This is a genomic window from Rhodococcus sp. NPDC058639, assembly GCF_042717545.1.
Taxonomy (GTDB): Bacteria; Actinomycetota; Actinomycetes; order Mycobacteriales; family Mycobacteriaceae; genus Rhodococcus.
Map to the genome: position 1 here is coordinate 71,278 of NZ_JBHXRF010000007.1, position 24,833 is coordinate 96,110.

The following is a 24,833-nucleotide window of genomic DNA, read 5'->3' on the forward strand; positions in this document are numbered from 1 at the left end:
TTGTTCCACATGTTCCTCGAGCTCGGAAATGAAACTGGTCCGCTCGCCCACATCGGGGCAAGCGGACCAGTTTTCGAGCTACCGCGGGAGTCCTGCTGACGACACGCTCCTAGGGGAGTGTCCGGCAGGTCAGCGCATCACGAGACTCAGCAGTCGAAGTACAGCTGGAACTCGTACGGGTGCGGGCGCAGGTTGACCGGAGCGATTTCCTGCTCACGCTTGAGCGAGATCCAGGTCTCGATCAGGTCGGTGGTGAACACGCCGCCCTCGGTGAGGTACTCGTGGTCGGCCTCGAGGCGGTCGATGACCGCGTTGAGCGACGTCGGAGCCTGCGGGATGTTCTTGGCCTCCTCCGGCGGAAGCTCGTAGAGGTCCTTGTCGACCGGAGCCATCGGCTCGATCTTCTTCTTGATGCCGTCCAGGCCGGCCATCATCTGCGCGGCGAAGTTCAGGTACGGGTTACCCGAGGAGTCGGGCGCGCGGAACTCGAGGCGCTTGGCCTTCGGGTTGTTGCCCGTGATCGGGATACGGACCGCGGCCGAACGGTTGCGCTGGCTGTAGACGAGGTTGATCGGAGCCTCGTAGCCCGGCACCAGACGGTGGTACGAGTTGATCGTCGGGTTGGTGAAGGCGAGCAGCGACGGCGCGTGGTGCAGGATGCCGCCGATGTACCAGCGGGCGAGGTCGGACAGACCCGCGTAGCCGGACTCGTCGTGGAACAGCGGCTTGCCGTCCTTCCACAGCGACTGGTGCACGTGCATGCCCGAGCCGTTGTCGCCGAAGAGGGGCTTCGGCATGAAGGTGGCGGTCTTGCCGTTCTTCCAGGCGGTGTTCTTGACGATGTACTTGAACAGCTGGAGATCGTCGGCTGCCGAGAGCAGCGTGTTGAACTTGTAGTTGATTTCGGCCTGTCCGCCGGTGCCGACCTCGTGGTGGGCGCGCTCGAGCTCGAAGCCCGCGAGCTGCAGGTTGGTGGAGATCTCGTCACGCAGGTCCACGTAGTGGTCGTACGGCGCGACGGGGAAGTAGCCGCCCTTCGGGCGAACCTTGTAGCCGCGGTTCGGGGTGCCGTCGGCGTTGTAGTCCACGCCGGTGTTCCAGGCGCCGGAGATCGAGTCGACCTCGTAGAACGAGCCGTTCATCTTCGAGTCGTAGGAGACGGAGTCGAAGATGTAGAACTCGGCCTCGGCGCCGAAGAACGCGGTATCGGCGATGCCGGTGCTGACCAAGTACTCCTCGGCCTTGCGCGCGACGTTGCGGGGGTCGCGGGAGTACGACTCGCGAGTGAAGGGGTCGTGGACGAAGAAGCTCACGTTGAGCGTCTTGGCAGCACGGAAGGGATCGATACGCGCGGTGGTCACGTCCGGAAGCAGGAGCATGTCCGACTCGTGGATGGACTGGAAGCCACGCACGGACGAGCCGTCGAAGGCCAGACCGTCCTCGAAGACGTCCTGATTGAACGCCTTCGCCGGGATCGAGAAGTGCTGCTCGATGCCGGGCAGGTCGGTGAATCGGATATCCACGTACTCGACGTTTTCGTCCGCGATGTACTTGATGACCTCTTCGGCCGTGGTGAACGCCACGCTTGTGCTCCTTCAGTCGGTGCGCGCCATGGTGCTGGGGCGCCTGCGTCGGATCAGACGGTATGGACCTGGTGTTGCCCGCCCATCAAACCTATGTTTCGGCGGTGTTACGGCTCGCATTGCCCCCGCTGTCAGGACAGAAACGTGGTAGAGGTCACCGCCGGTGCATGGGATCGTGGTGATCCGCAGCGACCAGCCTATCCTGGACGTATGGCACGTATGACGGGCAGTTGGCTTTCCGGACCTTCTGCGGCGCTCCCGAAGGGGCAGCAGGAAGAGCAGGCGTACTCCGGGGAACTGCTCGGTCTTCCCCAGCACGGACCCGGGTCTCTCGTGTCGACCGCGCGGCGTGTGCTGGCCCTGTCGCTCGACTGGTTCCTGTCGATGGCGATCGCGGCGAGCCTGGTCGGCGAGAACCCGCTCGAAAGCTCCCGGCTCTCGGCATACACGTTGATCATCTGGTTTGTCGTCGGTGTCGTGACCGTCGCGCTGTTCTCGTTCACCCCCGGCCAGTTCCTCGCCGGGGTGCGCGTCGCTCGCGTGGACGCACCCGTCCGCGTCGGTATCGTCCGGGCGCTCGCACGCCAGATGCTGATCGTGTTCGTCGTCCCCGCGACCGTCACCGATGTCGACGGGCGCGGCCTGCACGACCGCGCGACCGGTACCGCGATCGTCCGCGCCCGCTAGACACCTCACGGCACCGAAAAGCCGCCCCGATCCGTGGATCGGGGCGGCCTTTGCGTGGAACGGGGAGTGCGGGGTCAGCGGCGACGGATCGTGCGCTGCACGCTGCGCATCTTCGCGCCGGCGGGCAGTGGACCCTTCGGCATGGCCGGTCCGGTCTTCTTGGTGCTGAGCGCCGACAGGCGGCCCTCGATGGTGTCCATGCGCTTGGTGTCGATGTTGCGGGGAAGCTTCGACAGGTGCTTCTGGAGCTGCGAGAGCTTGACCTGTCCCTCGTCGTTTCCGACGATCACTTCGTAGATCGGGGTGTCGCCGACGAGGCGGGAGACGCGCTTCTTCTCCTGAGCCATGAGACCCCGGACCCGGCCGGGGTTGCCTTCACCGACGAGAATGACGCCCGGGCGGCCGATGACGCGATGGACCGCGTCGAGCTGTGTCGTCCCGGCGACCGCCTGGGTGACACGCCATGCGCCCTGAAGATTGTCCAGTGCCCAGGCTGCTGCGCCGGCCTGTCCGTCGGCCTTCGTGTACACCGACTTCTGGACGCGGCGCCCGAAGATGATGAACGCGAGGAGCACGCCCACGAGGATTCCGATGGGCAACAGGAACCACTGGATCCCGAAGATCAAACCGATGAGGAAGAACACCACGATCGATGCGACGAGCGCCCCGATCATCCACGGAAGGAGAAGCTTGTCTTCCTTGCGCTGAATCTGGAACGCCTGCCACAACTGGCCGCGACGCTCCTTCGACGCCTGCTTCCGTGCGGCTTTCGCCGCAGCCTTCGCTTCCTTGTCGCTGCTACTGCCCTTGGCCATACCCACAAGGATACGGCCCCGGTGGAGGCACATTCGCCACCACCGGGGCCGACCGGACAGCGTCGCCGGTACGGAGCGTCAGCTACCGAATCGGGCGAGGACTGCGCCCGCCTCCTGCGATGCGGTGCCTTCCTCGGCAAGGTGCGCCTGGGCTGCGGGAAGCTCGCGGCCGTGATGGGCCATGGCCTGCGCGTAGAGGCGACCCGCGCGGTACGACGAGCGCACCAGCGGACCGGCCATCACGCCGGCGAACCCGATGGAGCGGGCAGTGTCGGAGTGCGCCACGAACTCTTCGGGCTTGACCCACCGCTCGACGGGATGGTGCCGCGGCGACGGCCGCAGGTACTGCGTGATCGTGATGATGTCGCACCCGGCGTCGTGCAGGTCGTGCAGCGCCTGGGTGACCTCGTCGGGGGTTTCGCCCATCCCGAGGATGAGGTTCGACTTGGTGACGAGACCGAATTCGCGGGCGGCGGTGATCACGTCGAGCGACCGCTGGTAGCGGAAGGCCGGGCGGATGCGCTTGAAGATGCGCGGCACCGTCTCGACGTTGTGAGCGAGCACCTCGGGACGGGACTCGAACACCTCGCGCAGGAGGTCGGGTTTGCCGTTGAAGTCGGGGATGAGGTTCTCGACACCGGTGCCGGGGTTGAGTTCGTGGATCTGCCGCACGGTCTCGGCGTACAGCCACGCGCCGCCGTCGGGAAGGTCGTCGCGGGCGACACCGGTGATCGTCGAGTAGCGAAGGCCCATCGCCTGAACGGATTCGGCGACGCGGCGCGGTTCGTCACGGTCGAGTGCTGCGGGCTTGCCGGTGTCGATCTGGCAGAAGTCGCAGCGCCGCGTGCACTGTTCACCACCGATCAGGAACGTCGCCTCACGGTCTTCCCAGCATTCGTAGATGTTGGGGCACCCGGCCTCTTCGCAGACCGTGTGCAGGCCCTCGCGTCGTACAAGGCCTTTGAGCTCGGTGTATTCCGGGCCCATCTTCGCCCGGGTCTTGATCCAGTTGGGTTTACGTTCGATCGGCGTCTGCGCGTTTCGGGTCTCGATCCGCAGCAGTTTGCGTCCTTCTGGGGCCACAGTCACGTCCTCGATCGTACGCCCGCGCTCACACCGTGACCCGGTCGGGGAGCGCCGCCGGTCAGAACTGCACAGTGGTGAATTCCGGGGCGCGTGAAGAGCCTTCGGCCGCTCCGGCCGCCTCCTCGAACGTGACCCGGTCGATGTCGGATGTGGTGACGGGAATCCGTCCGTCGAGCGCATCGAGCACGGCCTCGGTCACCGCCGGGGTGACATCGTCGATCGTGATCTCCCTGCCGAGTTCCCCGGTCAGCGACGCGACACCGGCGTCGCGGATTCCGCACGGCACGATCGAGTCGAACGCATCGAGCGCGGAATTGCAGTTGAGCGAGAAGCCGTGCATCGTGACGCCGCGCTGCACGCGGATCCCGATCGCAGCGATCTTCCGTTCGGGCACCCACTGGCCGTCGCGCAGTTCCCCGGGAAGCCATACCCCGGAGCGTCCCTCGATGCGGCCACACGTCAGTCCCAGGTCGGTGCACACCGTGATGAGTGCCTGCTCGATCCGGCGTACGTACCCGACGACGTCGATGGGCTCGGCGAGCTTGACGATCGGATACCCGACAAGCTGGCCGGGACCGTGCCAGGTGATCTTTCCTCCCCGGTCGACGTCGATCACGGGGGTGCCGTCGGTGGGACGGTCGCCGTCCTCGGTGCGCCGGCCCGCGGTGTAGACCGCCGGATGTTCGAGCAGCAGCAGGGTGTCGGACCCGGTGCCGTCGGCGCGGGCGTTGAGGATCTCCCGCTGCCGCTCCCACGCCTCGAGGTACCCGATCGACCCGAGATGCACCACGGTGACCGGCGCGGTATCGGAACGGGCGGACGCGGTGGGGTTGCTCATGTATCCGGACTTTACGCCGGTCGGGTCGAAGCGGAACGGCCCGTACCGCGACCGCACAACGAAAAAACGGGGGCGCCGTCGTGATGACGGCGCCCCCGCTATCCGTGGAGCACGGATGCGACCTTCAGTCGATCACAGACCGAGGATCACAGACCGAGGTCGGCCTCGAATGCGGCTTCCTCGAGACGATGCTTGATCGTCGTCAGGAACCGGCCGGCATCGGCGCCGTCGATGAGACGGTGATCGTAGGTGAGCGGCAGGTAGCACATCGACCGGACGCCGATCGACTCGTTGCCGGTCTCGTCGGTCACCACCACGGGGCGCTTGACGATCGCGCCCGTACCCAGCATCGCGGCCTGCGGCGGCACCAGGATCGGGGTGTCGAACAACGCGCCCTGGCTTCCGATGTTGGTGATCGTGAACGTGCCGCCGGCCAGCTCGTCCGGCTTGAGACCGCCGCTGCGCGTGCGCTTGGCAAGGTCGGCGATTGCCCGTGCGAGCCCTGCCAGCGACAGGTCGCCGGCGTTGTGGATCACGGGGGAGAGCAGACCCTGCTCGGTGTCCACGGCGATGCCGAGGTGTTCCGCCGCGTGGTACGTGATCTCCTTCTTGCCCTCGTCGAACGACGCGTTGACGTTCGGGTGCGCGCGCAGCGCCTCGACGACAGCCTTGGCGAAGAACGGCAGGAAGGTGAGGTTCACGCCTTCACGCTCGGCGAAGGACTTCTTCGCCTGGGCCCGCAGCTGGGCGATCTTGGTCATGTCGACCTCGAAGGTCTGCGTGAGCTGCGCCGTGGTCTGCAGCGACTCGACCGTCTTCTTCGCCGTGATCTGGCGGATCCGGTTGACCTTCTTCGTGGTACCGCGCAGATCGGCCAGTTCGGGACGCACACCCGGTGCGGCACCGGACGGTGCGGACGGAGCGGACTTCGCGGGAGCCTTCTCCTCGGCGGCCGGAGCCTTCTTCGCCTCCGCGGCGGCAAGCACGTCCTGCTTGCGGATTCGGCCACCGACACCGGTGCCCTTGACCGTGGCCAGGTCCACATCGTTCTCCGCAGCGAGCTTGCGCACGAGGGGAGTGACGTACGGGCTGGACCCGTTCGACGAGTCGCCGGACGAGGCCGCCACAGCCTGCGGAGCCGGAGCCGATGCAGCCTGCTCGGCCTTCGGAGCGGCCGACGCGGACGCGGCGGGCTTGCTCTCGGCAGGCTTTTCGGCGGGCTTGGGTGCTTCCTGCTTAGGCGCTTCCTGCTTGGGAGCCTCCTGCTTGGGCGCAGGCTTCGCCTCGGGCTCGGCGGGCTTCTCGGCGGGAGCCTCGGAGCCGATGACGGCGAGCTGTCCGCCGACCTCGACGGTGTCGTCCTCCTGCGCGGTGATCTCGGTGAGGATACCGGCGACGGGGGACGGGATCTCGGTGTCGACCTTGTCGGTGGAGACCTCGAGGAGGGGTTCGTCGGCGGCCACTTCGTCGCCGACAGCCTTGAGCCACCGGGTGACGGTGCCTTCGGTGACGGACTCGCCCAGTGCGGGCATGGTGACCGGAGTGCCTTCGCCGCTGCCACCGGAAGCAGCCGGAGCGGACTGCTCGGGCTCGGACGGCTCCGACTCGGACGGCTCGGGTGCCGCTTCCTCCGAGGGAGGCGTGGAGGCGGGCTCTTCCGCAGGCTTCTCGGCGGGAGCCTCGGAGCCGATGACGGCGAGCTGTCCGCCGACCTCGACGGTGTCGTCCTCCTGCGCGGTGATCTCGGTGAGGATACCGGCGACGGGGGACGGGATCTCGGTGTCGACCTTGTCGGTGGAGACCTCGAGGAGGGGTTCGTCGGCGGCCACTTCGTCGCCGACAGCCTTGAGCCACCGGGTGACGGTGCCTTCGGTGACGGACTCGCCCAGTGCGGGCATGGTGACCGGAGTGCCTTCGCCGCTGCCACCGGAGGCGGCGGGGGCGGATTCCGCGGGAGCTTCCTCGGCGGCCGGTTCTTCGGCTGCGGGTTCCTCAGCGGGCTCTTCGGCGGGCTCTTCGGCGGCGGGCTCTTCGGCAGGAGCGGCGTCGTCCGACGACTCGCCGGCGTCACCGATTACAGCGAGTTCGCCGCCGATCTCGACCGTGTCGTCTTCCTGAGCGACGATCTTGACCAGGACGCCTGCAGCGGGCGAGGGGATCTCGGTGTCCACTTTGTCAGTGGAAACTTCGAGCAAGGGCTCGTCGACATCGACCGTGTCTCCTTCCTGCTTGAGCCATCGCGTGACAGTTCCCTCGGTGACGCTTTCACCAAGCGCTGGCATCTGGACGGAGAAGGCCATGTCTGTTGACTCCTCGACGGTTGTGTTCGTGTGTGTTGAGTTGTACCGACTCGTGGTCGACAACCATTGTGTGGTCGTCACCATTGTGCTCGAGGCCGGAGACTCGTGCGGGTGCTTCAGGGGTAGACGGACCGCTGCCCAAGCGAGGCATGGCCATAACCATCCTTGCACTCATCGTCTCGGCGCGGTTGCAGAGGGGCAGCACCGTCTCACACCGCGGACAGTGCGCGCCCTGCTCGCAGCGCACGGTGGCGCCGGGAGCAGGGCGCGCCCGCGGCGCGGTCAGCCGCGCTCGGCGGTGTGGTCAGCCGCGCTCGGCGATGTCCTCGATGACGGTGATCATCGTGCGTACCGGCACTCCGGTCCCGCCCTTGCCGACGTACCCGAAGGGGCCACCGGTGTTGAACGCCGGACCTGCCACGTCGATGTGCGCCCACTGGACGCCCTCGGCGACGAATTCCTTCAGGAACAGGCCTGCGGCGAGCATGCCGCCCCACCGGTGCGGAGTGACATTCGCGAGATCCGCGACCCGCGAGTCGAGGTCGCGGCGCAGTTCCTCCGGCAACGGCATCGGCCAGCCGTTCTCGCCGACCTCCTGGGACAGCGCGGCAACCCGATCCCGGAACTCCTCGCTGCCCATCACACCGGGGGTGCGATTGCCGAGAGCGACCATCTGCGCGCCGGTCAGCGTTGCGGTATCGATGAGGTAGTCGGGCTCGTCCTCACACGCACGCACGATCGCGTCGGCGAGCACGAGACGACCCTCCGCGTCGGTGTTGATGACTTCCACCGTCGTTCCGCCGTACTGGGTCAGCACGTCGCCGGGACGCTGCGCCGTCGAGGACGGCATGTTCTCGGCCATCGGAACGGTGGCGACGACGTCGGCAGCGACACCGAGCTTGGCGGCGAGCACCACGGTGGCGACGACGGCGGCGGCACCGGCCATGTCGGAGGTCATCGCTTCCATGCCGGCAGCGGGCTTGATGGAGATGCCGCCGGTGTCGAACGTGATGCCCTTGCCCACGAGGGCGATCTTCGGCGCCTTCCGCTTCTTCGCCGAGTACGACAACCGCACCAGTCGCGGCGGCCGCGACGAGCCCTTGCCGACGCCGACGATCCCGCCGTAGCCCTGCTTCTCGAGGGCCTTCTCGTCGAGCACCTCCACCTTCAGCCCGGCAGCCTCACCCAATGCCTTCGCGCGCTCGGCGAACTCGGCGGGGTAGAGGTGGCTCGGCGGGGTGTTCACGAATTCGCGGGCGGTCGCCACCGCCTCGGCGATTGCGGTCGCCCGGGCGAGAACGGCCTTCGCCGCCCGGTCGCGCACGGACGGAACGAGCAGTTCGATGCGGGTCGCGGGGCGCGCGTCATCCTTCGGTGCCGACTTCGCGGAACGGAACTCGGTGAACGTGTAGGAACCCAGCGCGAAGCCTTCGGCGGCGGCACCGAGATCGACCGACGACAACGTGGTCGCGACGGTGGTGACACCGGTCAGCGCACGCGCGGCGGCACCGGCGGAACGGCGGACCTGTTCGGCGTCGATACGGTCCGCGGCTCCGAGGCCGACGGCGAGCACGCTTCCGACGGGGAGTCCGGCCGGCGCGGGCACCCGGGTGAGTTCTTCGCTGCGGCCTGTGGCGCCCACTGCCTGCAGGGTGTCGAGCAGTTCTCCGAGCACCGCTTCGTCGACAGGGCCGTCGCCGAAGAGGATTTCGGGACCGTTGTCGGACGAGGTGAGTCCGATGACGAGAACGTCGGCTCGCTTGGATACCGAACCGGCGAGTACGAGTTCGGGAAGGGCGGGGGTCGGTGTGCTCACAGGCAACTCCTAGGAAGCGGGGGTGATGGCTTCGATGCTAGTGACCACCGTCCGAACGGTCGCAGCGGTGGGATAGCGTCGTGCGACATGAGTGACGAGGAACTCCAGCAGGGGCCCATCCACGCCGTCCATGTCGAACTCGGCGCCACCTTCGCACCGTTCGGCGGCTGGGAGATGCCCGTCTCCTACGCCGGGACGGTCGCCGAGCACACCGCGGTCCGTGAGGCCGTGGGCCTGTTCGATGTCAGCCACCTGGGCAAAGCCCTGGTCCATGGCCCCGGCGCCGCCGAATTCGTGAACGCCGCGCTCACCAACGACCTCGCCAAGATCGGCCCCGGCAAGGCGCAGTACACCCTGTGCTGCACCGACACCGGCGGTGTCACCGACGACCTCATCGTCTACTACGTCTCCGACGACGACCTGTTCCTCGTTCCCAATGCAGCGAACACCGCCGCTGTCGTCGAGGCGCTGTCCGCCGCGGCACCGGACGGCGTGACAGTCTCGAACCAGCATCGCGACTACGCCGTGTTCGCCGTGCAGGGACCGCGGGCCGAGGACGTGCTTGCCGGGCTCGGGCTGCCCACCGACATCGATTACATGGGTTTCGTCGACGCCGACTACCAGGGCATGCCGGTGCGGGTGTGCCGCAGCGGCTACACCGGTGAGCGTGGTTTCGAGGTGCTGCCCCGCTGGGACGACGCCGAGACGGTGTTTCGCGCGCTCGCGGCGTCGGTCCGTGACGCCGGCGGGCAGGTGGCAGGCCTCGGCGCTCGCGACACGCTGCGGACCGAGATGGGTTACGCGTTGCACGGGCACGAGTTGTCCGTCGACATCTCGCCCGTCCAGGCACGGGTGGGCTGGGCCGTCGGCTGGAAGAAGCCGCAGTTCTGGGGCCGCGAGGCCCTCCTCGCCGAGAAGGAATCCGGACCGGCACGGCGCCTGTGGGGTCTGCGGGCCGTCGACCGCGGGGTGTTGCGCCAGGGGCTGACCGTCTCGCGTGACGGGGTGCCCGTCGGGCAGACCACGTCCGGAACGTTCTCGCCCACGCTCAAGATCGGTATCGCGCTCGCGCTTCTCGACACTGCCCCGGGAATCGCCGTCGGCGACGAGGTCACGGTGGACGTGCGGGGCCGGTCGTTGCGGGCCGAGGTCGTGAACCCGCCGTTCGTCGAGGACCACACGAAGTAGGTTCGTCCGGCTGATTGTTAGGATTGTCGTTCATGACAGGTGTCCTCGAATTCGTCCGCGTCCCGCATTCCTCACCCAGCTCCGCGGAGCGGCGACAGGAGATTCTGTCCGCGCCCGGATTCGGGCAGTACTTCACCGACCACATGGTGTCGATCACCTACACCGAAGGTGTCGGCTGGCACGACGCGAAGGTCGAGCCGTACGCCCCGATCCAGATCGATCCGGCTGCCATGGTGCTGCACTACGGGCAGGCGATCTTCGAAGGACTCAAGGCGTACCGGCAGGCGGACGGCAGCATCTCGTCGTTCCGCTTGAGTGAGAATGCGGCCCGGATGAACCGGTCCGCCGAGCGCCTGGCCATGCCCTACCTGCCGCCGGAGTTGTTCGAGAAGTCGGTTCGCGAACTGCTCGACGTCGACCACGAGTGGGTTCCCGCGGCGGGCGGGGAGGAGTCGCTGTACCTGCGGCCCTTCATGTTCGCGACCGAGCCTGCGCTCGGCGTTCGACCCGCCAACGAGTACCGGTACCTCCTCATCGCCTCTCCCGCGGGCGCGTACTTCCCGCGTGGCGTGCGGCCGGTGAGCGTGTGGCTCTCGCGTGAATACGTGCGCGCCTCACCCGGCGGCACGGGTGCCGCGAAGTTCGCCGGCAACTATGCGGCGTCGCTCGTCGCGCAGGCACACGCCGCCGAGCAGGGTTGTGACCAGGTGGTGTGGCTCGACGCGATCGAACGCAAGTACGTCGAGGAGATGGGCGGGATGAATCTGTACTTCGTGTACGGGTCCGGCGCGGATGCACGTCTCGTCACCCCGGAACTGTCGGGATCGTTGCTGCCCGGCATCACCCGCGACTCGCTGCTGACTCTCGCCAAGGATTCCGGGCTGGTCGTGGACGAACAGCGGATCAGCACCGACGAGTGGCGTGAGAAGGCCGCGAGCGGGGAGATCACCGAGGTGTTCGCGTGTGGAACCGCGGCCGTCATCACCCCGGTCGGCAGAATCAAGGACACGGGCGGCGAGTTCATCATCGGCGACGGGGAGCCCGGACCGGTGACGATGGCGCTGCGCGACACGCTGACCGGTATCCAGCGCGGCACGTTCGCCGACACGCACGGCTGGATGACGACGCTGCGCGCATAGATCTGCATTTGCAGAAGGGGCCGCGACCGTACCCACGGTCGCGGCCCCTTCTGTTTCGGTCGGGCTGTTTCGGTCGGGCAGGCGCTCGGTCAGAGCGCGGTCGCCGCCACCAGCGCGACCGCCGCGACGGTGCCTTCCAGTGCCGCACCGAGCACGTCGCCGTTGAGTCCGCCGAACCGGCGGGCGCAGTGCCGCACGAACAGGGTCGACAGCACCAGTGCCGCGAGTACGGCAAGCGGGCCGAGCCACGGCGTTCCGGGCGTGGTCAGAACGGCAGCGGCTGTCGCCGCGACCAGCCACAGCGCGATCGGAAGAGGACCCTGCGTTCCGGCAACCAGGGTGCCGAAGCCGCTGCCCGGGGCCGCGGACACTCCTCGGCGGCACGCGAGAACCACGGCGACCCGGCCCACGGCTACCGCAACGAGGATCGCCGCCCATCCGCCGTCGGCCGCGAGCGCGCCGAACGACGCTGCCTGGATGCCGAGTACGACGATCAGGGCAACGACGCCGAACGGACCCGCGCCGCCACTGTGCATCACTTCTCGGGCACGTTCGGGCGGTCCGTAACAACCGAGACCGTCGGCCGTGTCGCTCAGCCCGTCGACGTGCATCCCGCGGGTCCCGACCGCGAGCGCACCGACGCAGAGCAGGCCCGTGGCGAAGACCGGCGCACCGGCGATGCTCGCGACCCAGGACACCGCCGCGGCCGCTACGCCCAGCACCAGGCCCGCAACGGGAGCGGCGCTGATCGCCCGGCCGGCGACCGTCCTGTCGATGTCGTGCGGTCCGCGCGCGGGAAGAACGGTCAGCCACGAGAGCGACAGCGACACGCCGTCGATCCACCGGCGCAGCATCACCCGGCGGTCTTGGTGGGAGCCTCGTCGCGGGTACTGACTCCGGCCTCGGAGAACGTCGCCATGTTCGCCAGGATCTCCACCGCACCCTGCACGACGGGAAGTGCCGCCACCGCGCCCGATCCTTCGCCCAAGCGCATGTCGAGGTCCAGGATCGGTTCGAGCCGAAGGTGGCGCAGCGCGATGGTGTGGGCCGGTTCGGCGGACCGATGCCCGGCGACCCACCATCGCGATGCGCCCGGAGTCAGTTCCTCGGCCACCATCGCCGCGGCGGTGACGACGACGCCGTCGAGGATCACGGGCGTGCGGCGTACCGCGGCCTGCGACAGATATCCCGCCATGGCGGCGAAATCGGCACCACCCGCGGTACGCAGCAGGGCGATCGGATCTCGGGTGTGCGGACGTGCACGCCGCATCGCGTCGCGGATGGCCGTGACCTTGCGCATCCAGCCGGCGTCGTCGACTCCGGTGCCGCGGCCGACGGCCGCAACAGGTTCGGTGCTGGTCAGCGTCGCGATGAGGACGGTGGCGGGGGTGGTGTTGCCGATCCCCATGTCACCGGCGATCAAGAGATCCGCACCTTCGTCGACCTCTTTGTCGGCGAGTGCGCGACCGGCCTCGACCGCCCGTACCGTCTCGTCGTGAGTGAGGGCGTCTTCGCGGTCGATGCTCCCGCTCGAGCGGCGGATCTTGAAGGAGGACACCTCGGCGGGGGTGTCGCCGTCCACCGCCATATCGACGACGCGGACGCCTGCTCCGGCTGCTCGGGCCAGGACGTTCACGGCTGCACCGCCCGCTACGAGGTTGGCGACCATCTGCGCCGTCACCTCGGGTGGGTACGCGGAGACACCGTTGCGTGCGACGCCGTGGTCCCCGGCGAAGACCACGACGCGGGGCCGCCGGAACGGGTGCGGGGGAACTTCACCCTGGCACGCCGCGACCCAGCAACCGAGGACCTCGAGACGGCCCAGTGAGCCGGCAGGCTTCGTCAGGTCCCGCTGTCGTTCCTCGGCGACGAGTCGCACCTCCCGGTCCGGCGCGGTCAGCTGGGGGAACTCGATACCGGCGGGTGAGCCGGGGGTGCTGGTCACATGTCACCTCTCGCGTGTGGAATCACCGACTGACGCTATCAATTCGCCCTATGGCAGAAATCCGACGATTGATGTCTTCTCTGCCACTTTCGGCTGGAGGTCATCGGCTGCAGGCTGGCGATATGGCGGACATCATAGTGATCATGGGTTTTCTCCTGGCACTCGCGGCAACGCCGGAGATCGGCCGGTTGCTCCCGCCCGCACGGCCCGGATGGGCGGCGAGGGCCTGGTGGCGGACCAACGCCTTCCGGCCCGCAGACACGGCTCGGCCGCGGCCCGAAGCGTCCGAGGACGAGCGGGCCGCGGCCGAAAACCACGATGCGTGCCGAGGGGGCGAGGATTCCTAGACGGCGTCGCCGGGCTTGACCCGGGGGAGCGGCGCGCGGAGCTTGCGGATCTGCGACGCGCGGACGAACGCGTACCAGCCCAGCCCGAACCCGCCCTGCGCGGAGTCGGGATACCGCTCGCGGACCTTCCTGTTCACAAGACGGCCGAGGTAGATACCCTCGATCACCATCAGCAGCATCAAGAGGAACATCGCCAGCGTGACGTACTGCTGCACGACGGGGCCGAGGAACATCGACATGATGAGCACCAGCGCGAGCGGCATGAAGAGGCCGACGAGGTTGCGGCGGCTGTCGACGAGGTCGCGGACGTAAGCGCGCTCCGGGCCGCGGTCACGGGGAAGCAGGAACTTCTCCTCGCCGGCGAGCATCCGGTTACGGCGCTCGGATGCGGCCGCGCGACGCTCGGCTGCAGCGGCTTTGCGCTGGTCCTTCGACTGCGACTTGCGTGCGGCTTTGCGTCGCTCGCGTGCTTCCTTCGCCGTCATCGGGGCCGGGGCGACCGGGCCGCGACGGCGGCTTTCGGCGTCTCGGCGCTTGGGCGTCGGGCGGCCCTTGCCGGTGGTGACCTTCGGGGCGGCGGCGACAGCCTCCCCGTCGGGCAGGGCCTCGGGCACGGGAACCTCGTGGTCGGCGGACTCGTCGGAACCGCCGCGGCGTAGCAACTTCACCCTTCCAGGCTATGGGATATTCGCGAGAACGGGTAAACCAGGCTGTAATACCACTGTGTTGAGCGACTCGTTCACGGGGAATACATCCGGGCGCGGTACCGTTGAGGCATCCGGGTCCGACACGAACCACAGGTCCGACACGAAATACAGGGAGCGCCCATGACTGTGCAGCAAGAAACCGCCACTCACGGCGTCGTCCTGACCGAGGCCGCCGCCTCCAAGGCGAAGGCACTTCTCGATCAGGAGGGCCGTGACGACCTCGCACTGCGTATCGCCGTGCAGCCCGGCGGCTGCGCGGGTCTCCGATACCAGTTGTTCTTCGACGACCGCAGTCTCGACGGCGACCTGACCAAGGAATTCGCCGGCGTCAAGCTCGCTGTGGACCGTATGAGCGCTCCGTACGTCGAAGGTGCGGCGATCGATTTCGTCGACACCATCGAGAAGCAGGGCTTCACGATCGACAACCCGAATGCCACGGGTTCGTGCGCCTGCGGTGATTCGTTCAACTGAGTCGGTCTCGAGAGGGCCTCGGTGCGAGAGCACCGGGGCCCTCTCGTGTCTCCGGGTACCGTGAGGGCGCTGACGGCCTCGTCCCGAGTGCCTCATCGTCCCGATTCCTGCGGAAAGGTACAGCCACGTGACCATCGCTGTGACCGGCTCCATTGCCACCGATCACCTCATGCGCTTCCCCGGCCGGTTCGCCGAACAGTTGCTCGCCGACCAGCTCGCACACATCTCGCTGAGCTTCCTGGTGGACGACCTCGTCGTCCGGCGAGGTGGTGTCGGCGGCAATATCGCCTTCGCGATGGGTGTACTCGGAGGTTCTCCGGTGCTCGTCGGCGCGGTCGGTGCGGACTTCGCCGAGTACCGCGGCTGGCTGGAGAACCACGGCGTGAACTGCACGTCCGTGCGTGTATCGGACACCGCGCACACCGCTCGGTTCGTGTGCACGACCGATGAGGACATGGCGCAGATCGCGTCGTTCTACCCGGGCGCGATGTCCGAGGCCCGCGAGATCTCGATTGCGGATGTCGTGGCACAACACGGCGTCGACCTCGTGCTGATCGGAGCCAACGATCCCGACGCCATGATCCGCCACACCGACGAGTGCCGCCGGCTCGGCGTCCCGTTCGTCGCGGACCCCTCCCAGCAGCTCGCGCGCCTCGACGGCAAGCAGGCCGCCGAGCTCATCGAGGGCGCGGAGTACCTGTTCACCAACGAATACGAGTGGGGACTGCTCCAGCAGAAGACCGGCCTGACCGAGGACGAGATCGGCGCCAAGGTCGGCATGCGGATCACCACGCTCGGCGGCAACGGCGCGAAGATCGTCGACCGCGACGGCAACTGGGTGCACGTCGGCGTGGTCCCGGACCGCGCGAAGGTGGACCCGACCGGCGTCGGCGACGCCTTCCGTGCGGGCTTCCTCGTCGCCCACCGCGCAGGACTGGGTGTCGAGCGCGCCGCTCAACTCGGCTCGCTGGTCGCGGTGCACGTCCTCGAGACCACCGGGACGCAGGAGTGGACCTTCGACCGGGCCGACGCGCTCAAGCGTCTCGCCGACGCCTACGGTGCGGCTGCCGCGGACGAGATCGCCGCCATCCTCTAGTTCACCGGGCTACCGCGCCCCGGAACGACAACAGACGGTCGTGGGCACTTCCGCTCGGCGGAGTGGCCACGACCGTCTGTTGTCGTGCGTGTGGTGCCTAGACCTCGACCGGGTACGCCGGTTCCTGGATCTGCGGAACGATGCGCTCCTCGACGAAGATGCCGTGCCAGATCATGAACACCAGCACGGTCCACAGGCGGCGGCTGTGGTCGACCGTGCCGACGCGATGATCGTCGAGCATCTTCGTCACCGCGGCCTTGTCGATCAGGTGGTCGGTGCCGGACTCGGCGATCACCTGGTGTGCCCAGTCGAACAACTCGGTGCCGGCGAGCCAATGCCGCAGCGGCACCGGGAACCCGAGCTTCGCGCGGTGCAGGACATGCGACGGGACGATGCCCTCGAGCGATTTACGCAGCGCGTACTTGGTGGTGTCCTTGGTGATCTTCTGGTCCAGCGGGACCTGCGACGCCACGCGGTACACCTCGGGATCGAGGAACGGGACGCGCAGTTCGAGTGAATTCGCCATGGTCATCTTGTCGGCCTTGACGAGGATGTCGCCACGAAGCCACGTGAACAGGTCCAGGTGCTGCATCCGGGCGACGGGATCCCAGCCCACCGACCGCGCGTAGATGGGCGCGGTGACGTCCTGGTGCGTCCACTCGGGCCGGAACTCGCGCAGCACCGACCGCAGTTGCGCGTCGCTGAAGCTCCGCGCGTTGCCGTAGTAGCGCTCCTCGAGCGGCATCGACCCGCGGTGCAGCAGGCTCTTGCCCCGGGTGCCCTCGGGAATCCGGTCCGACAGTTTGCCCGCGGCGCGGCGCAGCGCCGGAGGCAAGAACTCGAACGGTCGCAGCGACAGCGGCTCCCGGTAGATCGTGTAGCCGCCGAACAGTTCGTCGGCGCCCTCGCCCGAGAGCACCACCTTGACGTGCTTGCGGGCCTCCTTGGCGATGAACCAGAGCGGCACCAGCGCCGGGTCGGCGACGGGGTCGTCGAGGTACCAGACGATCTCGGGAATGGCCGCGGCGAACTCGGCGGGGGAGACGACTCGCACCACGTGGCGCGCACCGATCGCGGCAGCGGACTCGGCGGCCACGTCGACCTCCGAGTATCCCTCCCGCTCGAAGCCGGCCGTGAACGTGATGAGGTTCGGATTGTGGCGCATCGCCAGAGCCGCGATGGCGGTGGAGTCGATGCCCCCGGACAGGAACGAACCCACCGTCACGTCCGCGCGCATGTGCTTGGCGACAGAATCCTCGAGCGCGTCGGCGATCTCGCGGTAGCGATCCTGCTCCCGGCCTGCCGCGAAGGGGCGCACCGGGAAGGTCGGTTCGAAGTACCGCGTGATCTCGGGCTCCGCTCCCGGGGTCAGTCGCGCGTAGCAACCCGACTCGAGTCGGCGGATCTCCTTGTGGAGCGATTCGGGCTCGGGCACGTACTGCAGGACCGTGTAGTGCTCCACGGCCCGCGGATCGAGTTCGGTGCCGATGCCGATCAGGTCGGCCAGTTCGAGAAGGCTCTTCTTTTCGCTGCCGAACGCGGTGCCGGCGGTGCCGGTCGCGAGGAACAGCGGCTTGATGCCGAACGGGTCGCGTGCCAGGAACAGCTCACGGTTGTGGGTATCCCAGATCGCGAACGCGAACATTCCGCGGAGGCGACGGACCGCCTCGGCACCCCAGTGGTGGTACGCCGCGACGATGGTCTCGCTGTCGCCCTCGGTCTCGAACGTCGCGCCGAACTCGTCGGCGAGTTCCTTGCGCAGTTCGAGATAGTTGTAGATCTCGCCGTTGAAGGTCAGGGCATACCGGTCGGGCTGCTCCGGAGGCCCCCAGCGCAGCGGCTGATGCGAATGCGCGATGTCGATGATCGACAGTCTGTTGAACCCGAAGACGAGATCGGCATCATTCCAGGTGCCGTGTTCGTCCGGGCCGCGATGCCGGAGGCAGTGCATTGCGGACGCCACCTGGGCGACGGCCTCGTCGCTGGTGCCGTCGGTGGTCAGAAACCCGAGCAAGCCGCACACGCGTTCGGTACCTCATTCCGGTCGGGGTGTCAGAAGCGAACCAGCCGGCGACCACCGCTCAGGGCCGTGGGAACTGTTCGCCGACGTTCGTCGTTGTTCCCTTGGAGTATGCCGCAGACAGCCGGGAGGGCGAGCGGGCGGCACCGCGCAAAAACCGTCGTCACGTCGGTACGTTCCGGGCGAATCCCCAGGCGCGACACTTTCTTCGTGCCCCGAGGATGGATAGCGGCCGGGTTTGGTCTACGCTGCGTAGTAATTGGGCTGGCCCTCTTGGTGTGCCCTACTGAAATTGCAGCGATCAGGAAGGCGTGAACGTGGCGCAAGGTCGGATCCTTCGGCGGTTCGGGCTCGCAGCATCACTCGGCATTGCAGCCTTGGTGCTGACCGGGTGTTCGAGCGAAGAAGTCCTTCGTTTCGGCTGGCCGGAGGGCGTGACCCCCCAAGCCGAGCGTATGCGTGACCTGTGGACGTGGTCGGTTGTCGCCGCCCTCGTCATGGGAATTCTCGTGTGGGCCCTCACCTTCTGGGTGATCATCGCCTACCGGCGACGGAAGGACTCCCCGGAGTTCCCGCGGCAGACGGCATACAACGTGCCGCTCGAGCTCGCGTACACGGCGGCGCCGTTCGTTGCTGTGTGTGTCCTCTTCTACTTCACGGTCGTGGTGCAGAACTACGTCCTGGAGAAGGAAGACAACCCCAACGTCGTCGTCGACGTCACCGGTTTCCAGTGGAACTGGAAGTTCGGTTACCGCTCGATCGACCTCCAGGACGGAAGTCAGCCGTACAACGGCATCGACGAGGCCGCCGAGGAAGCAGTGCAGATCGACATCCCGAACGCGGAGGATGCGCACGCCGAACTCGGCCCGATCCACGGTGCCCCGGTCGAAGACCTGTCCTACCTGCACTACGACAAGATCGAGACGATCGGCACCAGCAACGAGATTCCCGTCCTGGTCCTTCCGACCGGCAAGCGGATCGAGTTCTACCTCGCGTCGTCGGACGTCATCCACTCCTTCTGGGTCCCCGAGTTCCTGTTCAAGCGTGACGTGAACCCGAACCCGATCCAGAACAACTCCGACCCGGTTTTCCAGATCTCGGAGATCGAGCGTGAGGGCGCCTTCGTCGGTCGCTGCGCGGAGATGTGCGGCACCTACCACGCGATGATGAACTTCGAGGTCCGTGCGGTGAGCCCGGAGGACTTCGCACGCTTCATCGAACTTCGTAAGCCGGTCGAGGACGGCGGACAGGGTCTGTCCAACGCCGCCGCACTCGAGGCCATCGGCCAGAGCCCCGTCGCCACGTCGACGGTCCCGTTCAAGACCGATCGCACCGACCGTTCCGCCTCCGGCGCCAGCGAGTGACCCGTCTCTTCGCCTTTCATCGACAAGGACAAGTGCTGATATGAAAATCGAAGCCAAGCTCTTCGAAGTGACGACGGTGTTCTTCGTGCTCGTCGCGATCGTGTACGGAACCTTCACAGGACTGTCCCGTACGGGCATCGAGTGGGCGGGTCTCACCGGCATCGTGCTCTCCGCCGGACTGACCCTCATCATCGGAACGTACTTCCGGTTCGTGGCTCGGCGTCTCGACACCCGCCCCGAGGACTACGAGGATGCCGAGATCAGCGATGGCGCCGGCGACCTCGGATTCTTCAGCGCGGGCAGCTTCTGGCCGATCCTGCTGGCTGCGTCGGCATCCTTCGCCGCCATCTCGCTGGCGTTCTTCCAGCCATGGATGATCGCGGGTGCCGTGGTGCTGATCCTCGCGGCTTCGGCCGGCCTGGTGTTCGAGTACCACATCGGTCCCGAGAAGCACTGAGCGAGTTCATACTCCACAGCGGGCGCCACACCTTCGGGTGTGGCGCCCGCTGTCGTCGGCGCCGTTCACCCGACTCGTAGTCTCCTCGAGGTGAGCGGTCGTCGCTCGCCCGGCCAGGTACCCACGGGCTGTCGGGCCGGGCGGGCGATCGGCTACCGTTTGAAGGTCGACCCGCGACCGCGCGTCGCTCGATCGACCGAACTGTGGAGGTTCCTCGTGGCTGGTGGTCTCGTCGCCCTGCTGGACGACGTCGCGGCGCTCGCGAAAGCAGCAGCGGCGTCCATCGACGACGTCGGCGCAGCGGCCGGACGCGCGAGCGTCAAGGCCGCGGGGGTGGTCGTCGACGACACCGCGGTCACTCCCCGCTACGTGCACGGATTCAGCCCGGACCGGGAACTGCCGATCATTCGCAAGATCGCGATCGGTTCCATCCGCAACAAGCTCCTGATCATCCTCCCGGTGGCGATGATCCTCAGCCAATTCCTGCCGCAAGCGCTGCCGTACCTTCTCATCGCCGGCGGCCTGTTCCTGTGCTACGAGGGAGCGGAGAAGGTCTACGAGGCCCTCACCGGAGGCCATCACGAGGACGAGACCGCGGACGCACCGAAGAGCGGACCCGAACTCGAAAAGACCATGGTCAACGGAGCTATCCGGACCGATCTGATCCTGTCCGCCGAGATCATGGTGATCTCGCTGTCGTCGGTCGAATCCGAACCGTTCGTGACCAGGCTGATGGTTCTGATCGTCGTAGCGATCCTCATCACCGCGCTGGTGTACGGCGTGGTCGCGTTGATCGTGAAGATGGACGACGTGGGCTTGTCGCTCGCCCAGCGACAGTCGTCGTTCGCTCGGCGGGTCGGCCGGGGACTCGTCGCCGCGATGCCGAAGGTGATGGCCGTACTCACCGTCGTGGGAATCGCCGCGATGCTGTGGGTCGGCGGACACATCCTGATCATCAATGTCGGCGAAGCCGGATTCCACTGGCCCGCCGACCGGCTTCACGATCTCGAGCACTGGTTCGGTGATCTTGTCCATGGTGGGTTCGGCGGTATTCTGTCCTGGACTGCCGGGACCGTGGCCTCGGCACTCGTCGGGCTCGCTCTCGGCGCACTGGTGGTCCTGGTGATGCACCTGATCCCGAAGCGGAAGAAGACGTCCTCGGCGCACTGAGACTTCGGTGCACTGAAACTCGGCGTTTCGCGTTGTGTCTGTTTGAGCCCGCGCCGTCTGGATATCCAGGTTTGGCCACGAGCGGTGGTCACCGTGTCCGGTTCGCAGTCGCACGCGTTGCGAACCTTCCGAGAGGACCTCGTCGGCGCATGCGCCGGCGGGGTCTTCACATCCGGGTCTTCACATGCGAGGTGCGCTCCGACGACGGCGCGGGCCCGCATCCCGTGGGAAGCGGACCCGCGCAGGTGTTCAGGTCAGGGCGTGTCGGGGTCGAGGGCGTCCTTCATCTTGCCCATCATGCCCTTCTCCGTACCCAACGCAGCCGAACGCGGCTTACCCTGCGACCCGTCATAGGTCGCATACAGCTTCGGATCCGGCGGCGGCGCACTGCCCACATCACCCAGCGGAACCGGATCAGCCAGGAACGACATCGGAGTCGACCCGTCGGGACCGGTACCGTGCGCCCACCTACCCTGATCCGACGCGACACCGTCCGACAGATGCCACAGGCTCGTGGCATGTTCGGAATGCTCCTCGTCGAACAACGCGTTCGGCGCGATCGGGGACGGTTCGAGCCCGTCGGCCTGCAGTTCCTCGATCGCCGCGAGCCACAGATTCTGGTGGTACGTATCGCGCGCGAGGTTGAACTTCAGCATGTCCTTGACACCCGGGTCGTCGGTCATGTGATACAAACGCGCGGTTTGTACCCGGCCCTGCGCTTCGGCCGCGACATTGGCCCGGAAGTCGGCGAGCAAGTTACCGCTCGCGACGATGAACCGTCCGTTCCACGGCACACCGTTGCTGTCGGAGAGTGTCGGTCCGCCACCGGAGACGATGGCCTGCTGCGGGTCCATCCCGCCGAGCACGGCAGCGACCACGGGATCGGCGGCGGCACTCTTGGTCGATTCCGTCGCGGGTGCGCCTTCGAGCAGTCGGGCGACCATGGTGGCGATCATTTCGACGTGGCCGATTTCTTCGGTGGCGACGTCCATGATCATGTCCTTGTACTTGCCGGGCATCCGGCAGTTCCATCCCTGGAACAGGTACTGCATGGTGACGGTCATTTCGCCGTAGGCGCCGCCGATGAGTTCTTGGAGTTTACGGGCGTATACGGGATCCGGTTTCTCGGGTTTGACGTCGAACTGGAGGTGATCTGTGTGGCGGAACAATTTCTCTCCCCTTCGTGTCGGGAATTCTGTGCCCTGCGGTGGAGGAGGTACCACCGCGAAACGGGGCCAAACCTCCGAGATCGTGAAATGTCCTGGGAACTGATCGGCCTGGTCGTGCATCGGACGTATCCGAGCGGGTACTCGCCTGCCACGCAGAAACCGAGGAGAGCCGGGAGGCGACTTGAAAGCGATGGTGTACCGGGGGCCCTACAAGGTCCGGGTAGAAGAGAAGGACATCCCGCGTATCGAGCACCCGAACGATGCGATCGTCCGCGTGCAGAGAGCGGCTATCTGCGGTTCGGACCTGCACCTGTACCACGGCATGATGCCCGACACGCGTGTCGGGATGACCTTCGGTCACGAGTTCATCGGCGTGGTGCACGAAGTCGGGCCGTCGGTCCGGAATCTGAAGCCTGGAGACCGGGTGATGGTGCCGTTCAACGTGTATTGCGGATCCTGCTACTTCTGTGCACGCGGACTGTATTCCAACTGCCACAACGTCAATCCGAACGCCACGGCGGTAGGCGGCATTTACGGCTACTCGCACACGTGCGGCGGATACGACGGAGGCCAGGCCGAATTCGTGCGAGTGCCGTTCGCCGACGTCGGGCCCGAACCGATCCCGGAATGGATGGACGACGAAGACGCACTGATGTGCACCGACGCGCTGGCGACAGGCTATTTCGGCGCGCAGTTGGGTGACATCACCGAGGGCGACACCGTCGTGGTCTTCGGTGCCGGTCCGGTCGGGCTGTATGCCGCGAAATGTTCGTGGTTCATGGGCGCCGGCCGTGTGATCGTGATCGACCATCTCGAGTATCGACTCGAGAAGGCGCGCACCTTCGCTCACGCGGAGACCTACAACTTCGCGGAGTACGACGACATCGTCGTGCAGATGAAGAAGGCCACCGACTACCTCGGAGCCGATGTCGTCATCGACGCGGTAGGAGCGGAAGCCGACGGAAACCTTCTGCAACACGTGACGTCGGCGAAACTCAAGCTGCAGGGTGGATCGCCGATCGCACTGAACTGGGCCATCGATTCGGTCCGCAAGGGCGGAACCGTCTCCGTTATGGGGGCGTACGGGCCGATGTTCAGCGCCGTGAAATTCGGTGACGCGATGAACAAGGGGTTGACCCTGCGTATGAATCAGTGCCCCGTCAAACGCCAATGGCCGCGTTTGTTCGAACACATCCGTAACGGCTACATCAAGCCCAACGAGCTTGTTACGCACCGGATTCCGCTGGAACACATCGCCGAGGGATTCCACATCTTCTCCGCGAAGCTGGACGAGTGCATCAAGCCGGTCATTGTGCCGGATGCTGGATGAGAGGGCTGTGCTATGGCTGAACACCAACTCCCGAAAGCCTATGTTCCGAGCGCGCCACAACCGCCGGACGCCGCCGCGTTGCGCGCGCGTATCCCCGGATGGGGCGTCGATATCGATCCTGCGGACCGTCCGTCGGTGCCGAGAGAGCGCTTCGACCCCGAGGCGTCCGGTGCCCACTGGACCTTTCCCGAGCGCCAGGAGGAGAGGTGGCCTCGGGAACGCTCTGTCGAGCATGCCTTCGTCACGCCGGTTTTCGGTACGTCGTGCCCACCCAAAGGCCTGTCCGGTGTGATCCGCAAGTACGCCTATCGCCGTTTCAGCGAAGCTCGTGCCGCGCACTGGCTGCTCCTGCTCGGGGCAGACCGCGTCGACGCGGTCGAGTCTCATCTGCGCTCGTTCGTCTCCGGGCGTCCGGACAACCCCGTCACCGAAACCGGCATCCGAGCCGAGTTCACTCACGGCGGGTCCCAGGCACTTGCGGACAGGACCCGAGTGGACAATTCCCACCGCTGGATGGATCCGATCCTCGTCGGCACGCCGTGGCTCATGGCTCTCGGTGCGGGACTCGGCGTTGCGGTACGGACGGTGTCGAAGCTGTACGCCCGCCGGCACTGACACGCCGGCCCAGCGACGCACCGGACGGCAGGTTTGGCTGGCCCGACATCGGAAACCCGATATTCATGACCAGCACCGAAGGACCTGCCGACGGCTACGACCCCAACCAGGATCCGGACGCCGATCCCGAGAATCTCCGATCCAACGCTCCTCTGCAGCCCGACCAGGCCGAAGGGGAAGACGATCCGGAGGAGACCGATCCCGGGTGAGCCGCGGAACCGGTGGGGGATGGAACCCGACCACGGGGAAGGCAGCACGATGAAGACAATCGCACCGCGTGGCGACGCACTCGGCCACCACCTTGCCAGGCTAAACGGATCGTTGAATGTGGCCGGAGGCTTGTGGCCACTCCTGCACCGGCGGAGCTTCGAAGCCGTCTTCGGGTCGAAGGTGGACCGATGGCTGCAATACACGGTCGCCGGACTTCTCGTGGGCAATGGCATCGCGCAACTACGGGCGGAGGACACTCCCGAGGGGCACCGCCACGCTCGGCGGGTGGGCGTGGCCACGGCCGCGACTCTCCTGGCCGTGGACCTGATCTACGTGCCCGCCGGCAGGATCCCGAAGACCTACCTGCTCGACGCCGCGATGGAAGCCGCGGTGCTCGCGTGCTGGGGGATGCAGGCTGCCCGTGCGGTAGGGAAGCGTTAGCCTCCGTACACGCGAGTGGGGCCCCGAACCTTGGAAGGT

The 24,833-nt window shown here is 66.9% G+C and carries 24 protein-coding genes; 13 read left to right on the top strand and 11 right to left on the bottom strand.

Features of this window, described 5'->3' with window-relative positions:
* Positions 1 to 146: 146 nt before the first annotated feature.
* The gene (gene glnA, locus ACFWU2_RS15050; RefSeq protein ID WP_378607510.1) at positions 147 to 1,583 is read right to left on the bottom strand and encodes a type I glutamate--ammonia ligase; all 1,437 of its coding nucleotides are present in this window, start codon (positions 1,581 to 1,583) and stop codon (positions 147 to 149) included.
* Positions 1,584 to 1,793: 210 nt separating this feature from the next.
* Here glnA and ACFWU2_RS15055 point away from each other — a divergent pair, with 210 nt between their 5' ends.
* The gene (locus tag ACFWU2_RS15055) at positions 1,794 to 2,270 is read left to right on the top strand and encodes an RDD family protein (RefSeq protein WP_378607513.1); all 477 of its coding nucleotides are present in this window, start codon (positions 1,794 to 1,796) and stop codon (positions 2,268 to 2,270) included.
* A gap of 74 nt (positions 2,271 to 2,344) precedes the next feature.
* Here ACFWU2_RS15055 and ACFWU2_RS15060 read toward each other — a convergent pair whose 3' ends face one another.
* The 5 genes from ACFWU2_RS15060 to ACFWU2_RS15080 form a co-directional block, all read right to left on the bottom strand.
* Complete coding sequence (locus ACFWU2_RS15060) at positions 2,345 to 3,085, bottom strand: DUF4191 domain-containing protein (RefSeq protein ID WP_378607516.1); 741 nt, start codon at positions 3,083 to 3,085, stop codon at positions 2,345 to 2,347.
* 78 nt (positions 3,086 to 3,163) lie between these two features.
* Positions 3,164 to 4,174, bottom strand: a complete 1,011-nt coding sequence (gene lipA / locus ACFWU2_RS15065; protein WP_378607519.1) for a lipoyl synthase — start codon at positions 4,172 to 4,174, stop codon at positions 3,164 to 3,166.
* 55 nt (positions 4,175 to 4,229) lie between these two features.
* Complete coding sequence (gene lipB / locus ACFWU2_RS15070) at positions 4,230 to 5,009, bottom strand: lipoyl(octanoyl) transferase LipB (protein WP_378607522.1); 780 nt, start codon at positions 5,007 to 5,009, stop codon at positions 4,230 to 4,232.
* 146 nt (positions 5,010 to 5,155) lie between these two features.
* On the bottom strand, positions 5,156 to 7,309 hold the full coding sequence (sucB, locus tag ACFWU2_RS15075; protein ID WP_378607525.1) for a 2-oxoglutarate dehydrogenase, E2 component, dihydrolipoamide succinyltransferase: 2,154 nt from the start codon (positions 7,307 to 7,309) through the stop codon (positions 5,156 to 5,158).
* Positions 7,310 to 7,613: 304 nt separating this feature from the next.
* Positions 7,614 to 9,131 (bottom strand): leucyl aminopeptidase, encoded by a 1,518-nt coding sequence (locus ACFWU2_RS15080; protein WP_378607528.1) that lies wholly within the window; start codon positions 9,129 to 9,131, stop codon positions 7,614 to 7,616.
* Positions 9,132 to 9,212: 81 nt separating this feature from the next.
* Between ACFWU2_RS15080 and gcvT the strand changes: the two genes are divergently transcribed.
* Together gcvT and ACFWU2_RS15090 are read left to right on the top strand one after the other, a co-directional pair.
* Positions 9,213 to 10,313: a glycine cleavage system aminomethyltransferase GcvT gene (gene gcvT, locus ACFWU2_RS15085; RefSeq protein WP_378607531.1), complete on the top strand. Its 1,101-nt coding sequence runs from the start codon at positions 9,213 to 9,215 to the stop codon at positions 10,311 to 10,313.
* 32 nt (positions 10,314 to 10,345) lie between these two features.
* Complete coding sequence (locus ACFWU2_RS15090) at positions 10,346 to 11,452, top strand: branched-chain amino acid aminotransferase (RefSeq protein WP_378607534.1); 1,107 nt, start codon at positions 10,346 to 10,348, stop codon at positions 11,450 to 11,452.
* Between the two features lie 89 nt (positions 11,453 to 11,541).
* On the opposite strand, the gene ACFWU2_RS15095 is transcribed toward ACFWU2_RS15090, so the two are convergent.
* Together ACFWU2_RS15095 and cobT are read right to left on the bottom strand one after the other, a co-directional pair.
* Positions 11,542 to 12,306: an adenosylcobinamide-GDP ribazoletransferase gene (locus tag ACFWU2_RS15095; protein WP_378607537.1), complete on the bottom strand. Its 765-nt coding sequence runs from the start codon at positions 12,304 to 12,306 to the stop codon at positions 11,542 to 11,544.
* On the bottom strand, positions 12,306 to 13,397 hold the full coding sequence (cobT, locus tag ACFWU2_RS15100) for a nicotinate-nucleotide--dimethylbenzimidazole phosphoribosyltransferase (RefSeq protein WP_378607540.1): 1,092 nt from the start codon (positions 13,395 to 13,397) through the stop codon (positions 12,306 to 12,308). Before cobT ends, ACFWU2_RS15095 begins: the two co-directional genes overlap by 1 nt.
* A 122-nt stretch (positions 13,398 to 13,519) precedes the next feature.
* Here cobT and ACFWU2_RS15105 point away from each other — a divergent pair, with 122 nt between their 5' ends.
* Positions 13,520 to 13,744, top strand: coding sequence for a hypothetical protein (locus ACFWU2_RS15105; protein WP_378607543.1), 225 nt, complete (start codon positions 13,520 to 13,522; stop codon positions 13,742 to 13,744).
* On the opposite strand, the gene ACFWU2_RS15110 is transcribed toward ACFWU2_RS15105, so the two are convergent.
* Entirely contained in the window at positions 13,741 to 14,412 is a 672-nt protein-coding gene (locus tag ACFWU2_RS15110) for a DUF3043 domain-containing protein (RefSeq protein ID WP_169620208.1), read from the bottom strand. The genes ACFWU2_RS15105 and ACFWU2_RS15110 overlap by 4 nt on opposite strands.
* A gap of 159 nt (positions 14,413 to 14,571) precedes the next feature.
* Between ACFWU2_RS15110 and ACFWU2_RS15115 the strand changes: the two genes are divergently transcribed.
* Entirely contained in the window at positions 14,572 to 14,922 is a 351-nt protein-coding gene (locus ACFWU2_RS15115; protein WP_378607546.1) for an iron-sulfur cluster assembly accessory protein, read from the top strand.
* A gap of 127 nt (positions 14,923 to 15,049) precedes the next feature.
* Positions 15,050 to 16,018, top strand: coding sequence for a carbohydrate kinase family protein (locus ACFWU2_RS15120; protein WP_378607549.1), 969 nt, complete (start codon positions 15,050 to 15,052; stop codon positions 16,016 to 16,018).
* A 97-nt stretch (positions 16,019 to 16,115) separates the two neighbouring features.
* Here ACFWU2_RS15120 and asnB read toward each other — a convergent pair whose 3' ends face one another.
* A complete protein-coding gene (asnB, locus tag ACFWU2_RS15125; RefSeq protein WP_378607552.1) occupies positions 16,116 to 18,041 on the bottom strand; it encodes an asparagine synthase (glutamine-hydrolyzing) in 1,926 nt (641 codons plus the stop codon).
* Positions 18,042 to 18,349: 308 nt separating this feature from the next.
* On the opposite strand from asnB, the gene ACFWU2_RS15130 reads away from it, so the two are divergent.
* From ACFWU2_RS15130 to ACFWU2_RS15140, 3 genes are all read left to right on the top strand, one after another.
* Positions 18,350 to 19,402 carry a cytochrome c oxidase subunit II gene (locus ACFWU2_RS15130; protein WP_378607555.1) on the top strand — a complete coding sequence of 351 codons (1,053 nt, stop codon included), beginning with the start codon at positions 18,350 to 18,352 and terminating at the stop codon, positions 19,400 to 19,402.
* A gap of 40 nt (positions 19,403 to 19,442) precedes the next feature.
* Positions 19,443 to 19,859, top strand: coding sequence for a cytochrome c oxidase subunit 4 (locus tag ACFWU2_RS15135; RefSeq protein ID WP_169620203.1), 417 nt, complete (start codon positions 19,443 to 19,445; stop codon positions 19,857 to 19,859).
* A gap of 216 nt (positions 19,860 to 20,075) precedes the next feature.
* Positions 20,076 to 21,029: a DUF808 domain-containing protein gene (locus tag ACFWU2_RS15140; protein WP_378607558.1), complete on the top strand. Its 954-nt coding sequence runs from the start codon at positions 20,076 to 20,078 to the stop codon at positions 21,027 to 21,029.
* A 254-nt stretch (positions 21,030 to 21,283) separates the two neighbouring features.
* On the opposite strand, the gene ACFWU2_RS15145 is transcribed toward ACFWU2_RS15140, so the two are convergent.
* Positions 21,284 to 22,198, bottom strand: coding sequence for a manganese catalase family protein (locus ACFWU2_RS15145; protein ID WP_378607561.1), 915 nt, complete (start codon positions 22,196 to 22,198; stop codon positions 21,284 to 21,286).
* Positions 22,199 to 22,379: 181 nt separating this feature from the next.
* Between ACFWU2_RS15145 and ACFWU2_RS15150 the strand changes: the two genes are divergently transcribed.
* The 4 genes from ACFWU2_RS15150 to ACFWU2_RS15165 all read left to right on the top strand — a co-directional run bounded on the left by ACFWU2_RS15150 (position 22,380) and on the right by ACFWU2_RS15165 (position 24,794).
* Entirely contained in the window at positions 22,380 to 23,528 is a 1,149-nt protein-coding gene (locus ACFWU2_RS15150; protein ID WP_378607564.1) for a zinc-dependent alcohol dehydrogenase, read from the top strand.
* Positions 23,529 to 23,540: 12 nt separating this feature from the next.
* The gene (locus ACFWU2_RS15155; RefSeq protein WP_378607567.1) at positions 23,541 to 24,143 is read left to right on the top strand and encodes a hypothetical protein; all 603 of its coding nucleotides are present in this window, start codon (positions 23,541 to 23,543) and stop codon (positions 24,141 to 24,143) included.
* 65 nt (positions 24,144 to 24,208) lie between these two features.
* Positions 24,209 to 24,352, top strand: a complete 144-nt coding sequence (locus tag ACFWU2_RS15160) for a hypothetical protein (RefSeq protein WP_378607570.1) — start codon at positions 24,209 to 24,211, stop codon at positions 24,350 to 24,352.
* 49 nt (positions 24,353 to 24,401) lie between these two features.
* Positions 24,402 to 24,794 (top strand): hypothetical protein, encoded by a 393-nt coding sequence (locus ACFWU2_RS15165; RefSeq protein ID WP_378607573.1) that lies wholly within the window; start codon positions 24,402 to 24,404, stop codon positions 24,792 to 24,794.
* Positions 24,795 to 24,833 lie beyond the last annotated feature (39 nt).

Bases quoted from the DNA above. Each gene is read 5' to 3' on its own strand.
- ACFWU2_RS15090 (WP_378607534.1), top strand. From the start codon at position 10,346: ATGACAGGTGTCCTCGAATTCGTCCGCGTCCCGCATTCCTCACCCAGC.
- lipB (WP_378607522.1), bottom strand. From the start codon at position 5,009: ATGAGCAACCCCACCGCGTCCGCCCGTTCCGATACCGCGCCGGTCACC.
- ACFWU2_RS15060 (WP_378607516.1), bottom strand. From the start codon at position 3,085: ATGGCCAAGGGCAGTAGCAGCGACAAGGAAGCGAAGGCTGCGGCGAAA.
- ACFWU2_RS15165 (WP_378607573.1), top strand. From the start codon at position 24,402: ATGAAGACAATCGCACCGCGTGGCGACGCACTCGGCCACCACCTTGCC.
- ACFWU2_RS15105 (WP_378607543.1), top strand. From the start codon at position 13,520: ATGGCGGACATCATAGTGATCATGGGTTTTCTCCTGGCACTCGCGGCA.
- ACFWU2_RS15135 (WP_169620203.1), top strand. From the start codon at position 19,443: ATGAAAATCGAAGCCAAGCTCTTCGAAGTGACGACGGTGTTCTTCGTG.
- sucB (WP_378607525.1), bottom strand. From the start codon at position 7,309: ATGGCCTTCTCCGTCCAGATGCCAGCGCTTGGTGAAAGCGTCACCGAG.
- ACFWU2_RS15115 (WP_378607546.1), top strand. From the start codon at position 14,572: ATGACTGTGCAGCAAGAAACCGCCACTCACGGCGTCGTCCTGACCGAG.
- ACFWU2_RS15155 (WP_378607567.1), top strand. From the start codon at position 23,541: ATGGCTGAACACCAACTCCCGAAAGCCTATGTTCCGAGCGCGCCACAA.
- ACFWU2_RS15095 (WP_378607537.1), bottom strand. From the start codon at position 12,306: ATGCTGCGCCGGTGGATCGACGGCGTGTCGCTGTCGCTCTCGTGGCTG.
- gcvT (WP_378607531.1), top strand. From the start codon at position 9,213: ATGAGTGACGAGGAACTCCAGCAGGGGCCCATCCACGCCGTCCATGTC.
- ACFWU2_RS15160 (WP_378607570.1), top strand. From the start codon at position 24,209: ATGACCAGCACCGAAGGACCTGCCGACGGCTACGACCCCAACCAGGAT.
- ACFWU2_RS15055 (WP_378607513.1), top strand. From the start codon at position 1,794: ATGGCACGTATGACGGGCAGTTGGCTTTCCGGACCTTCTGCGGCGCTC.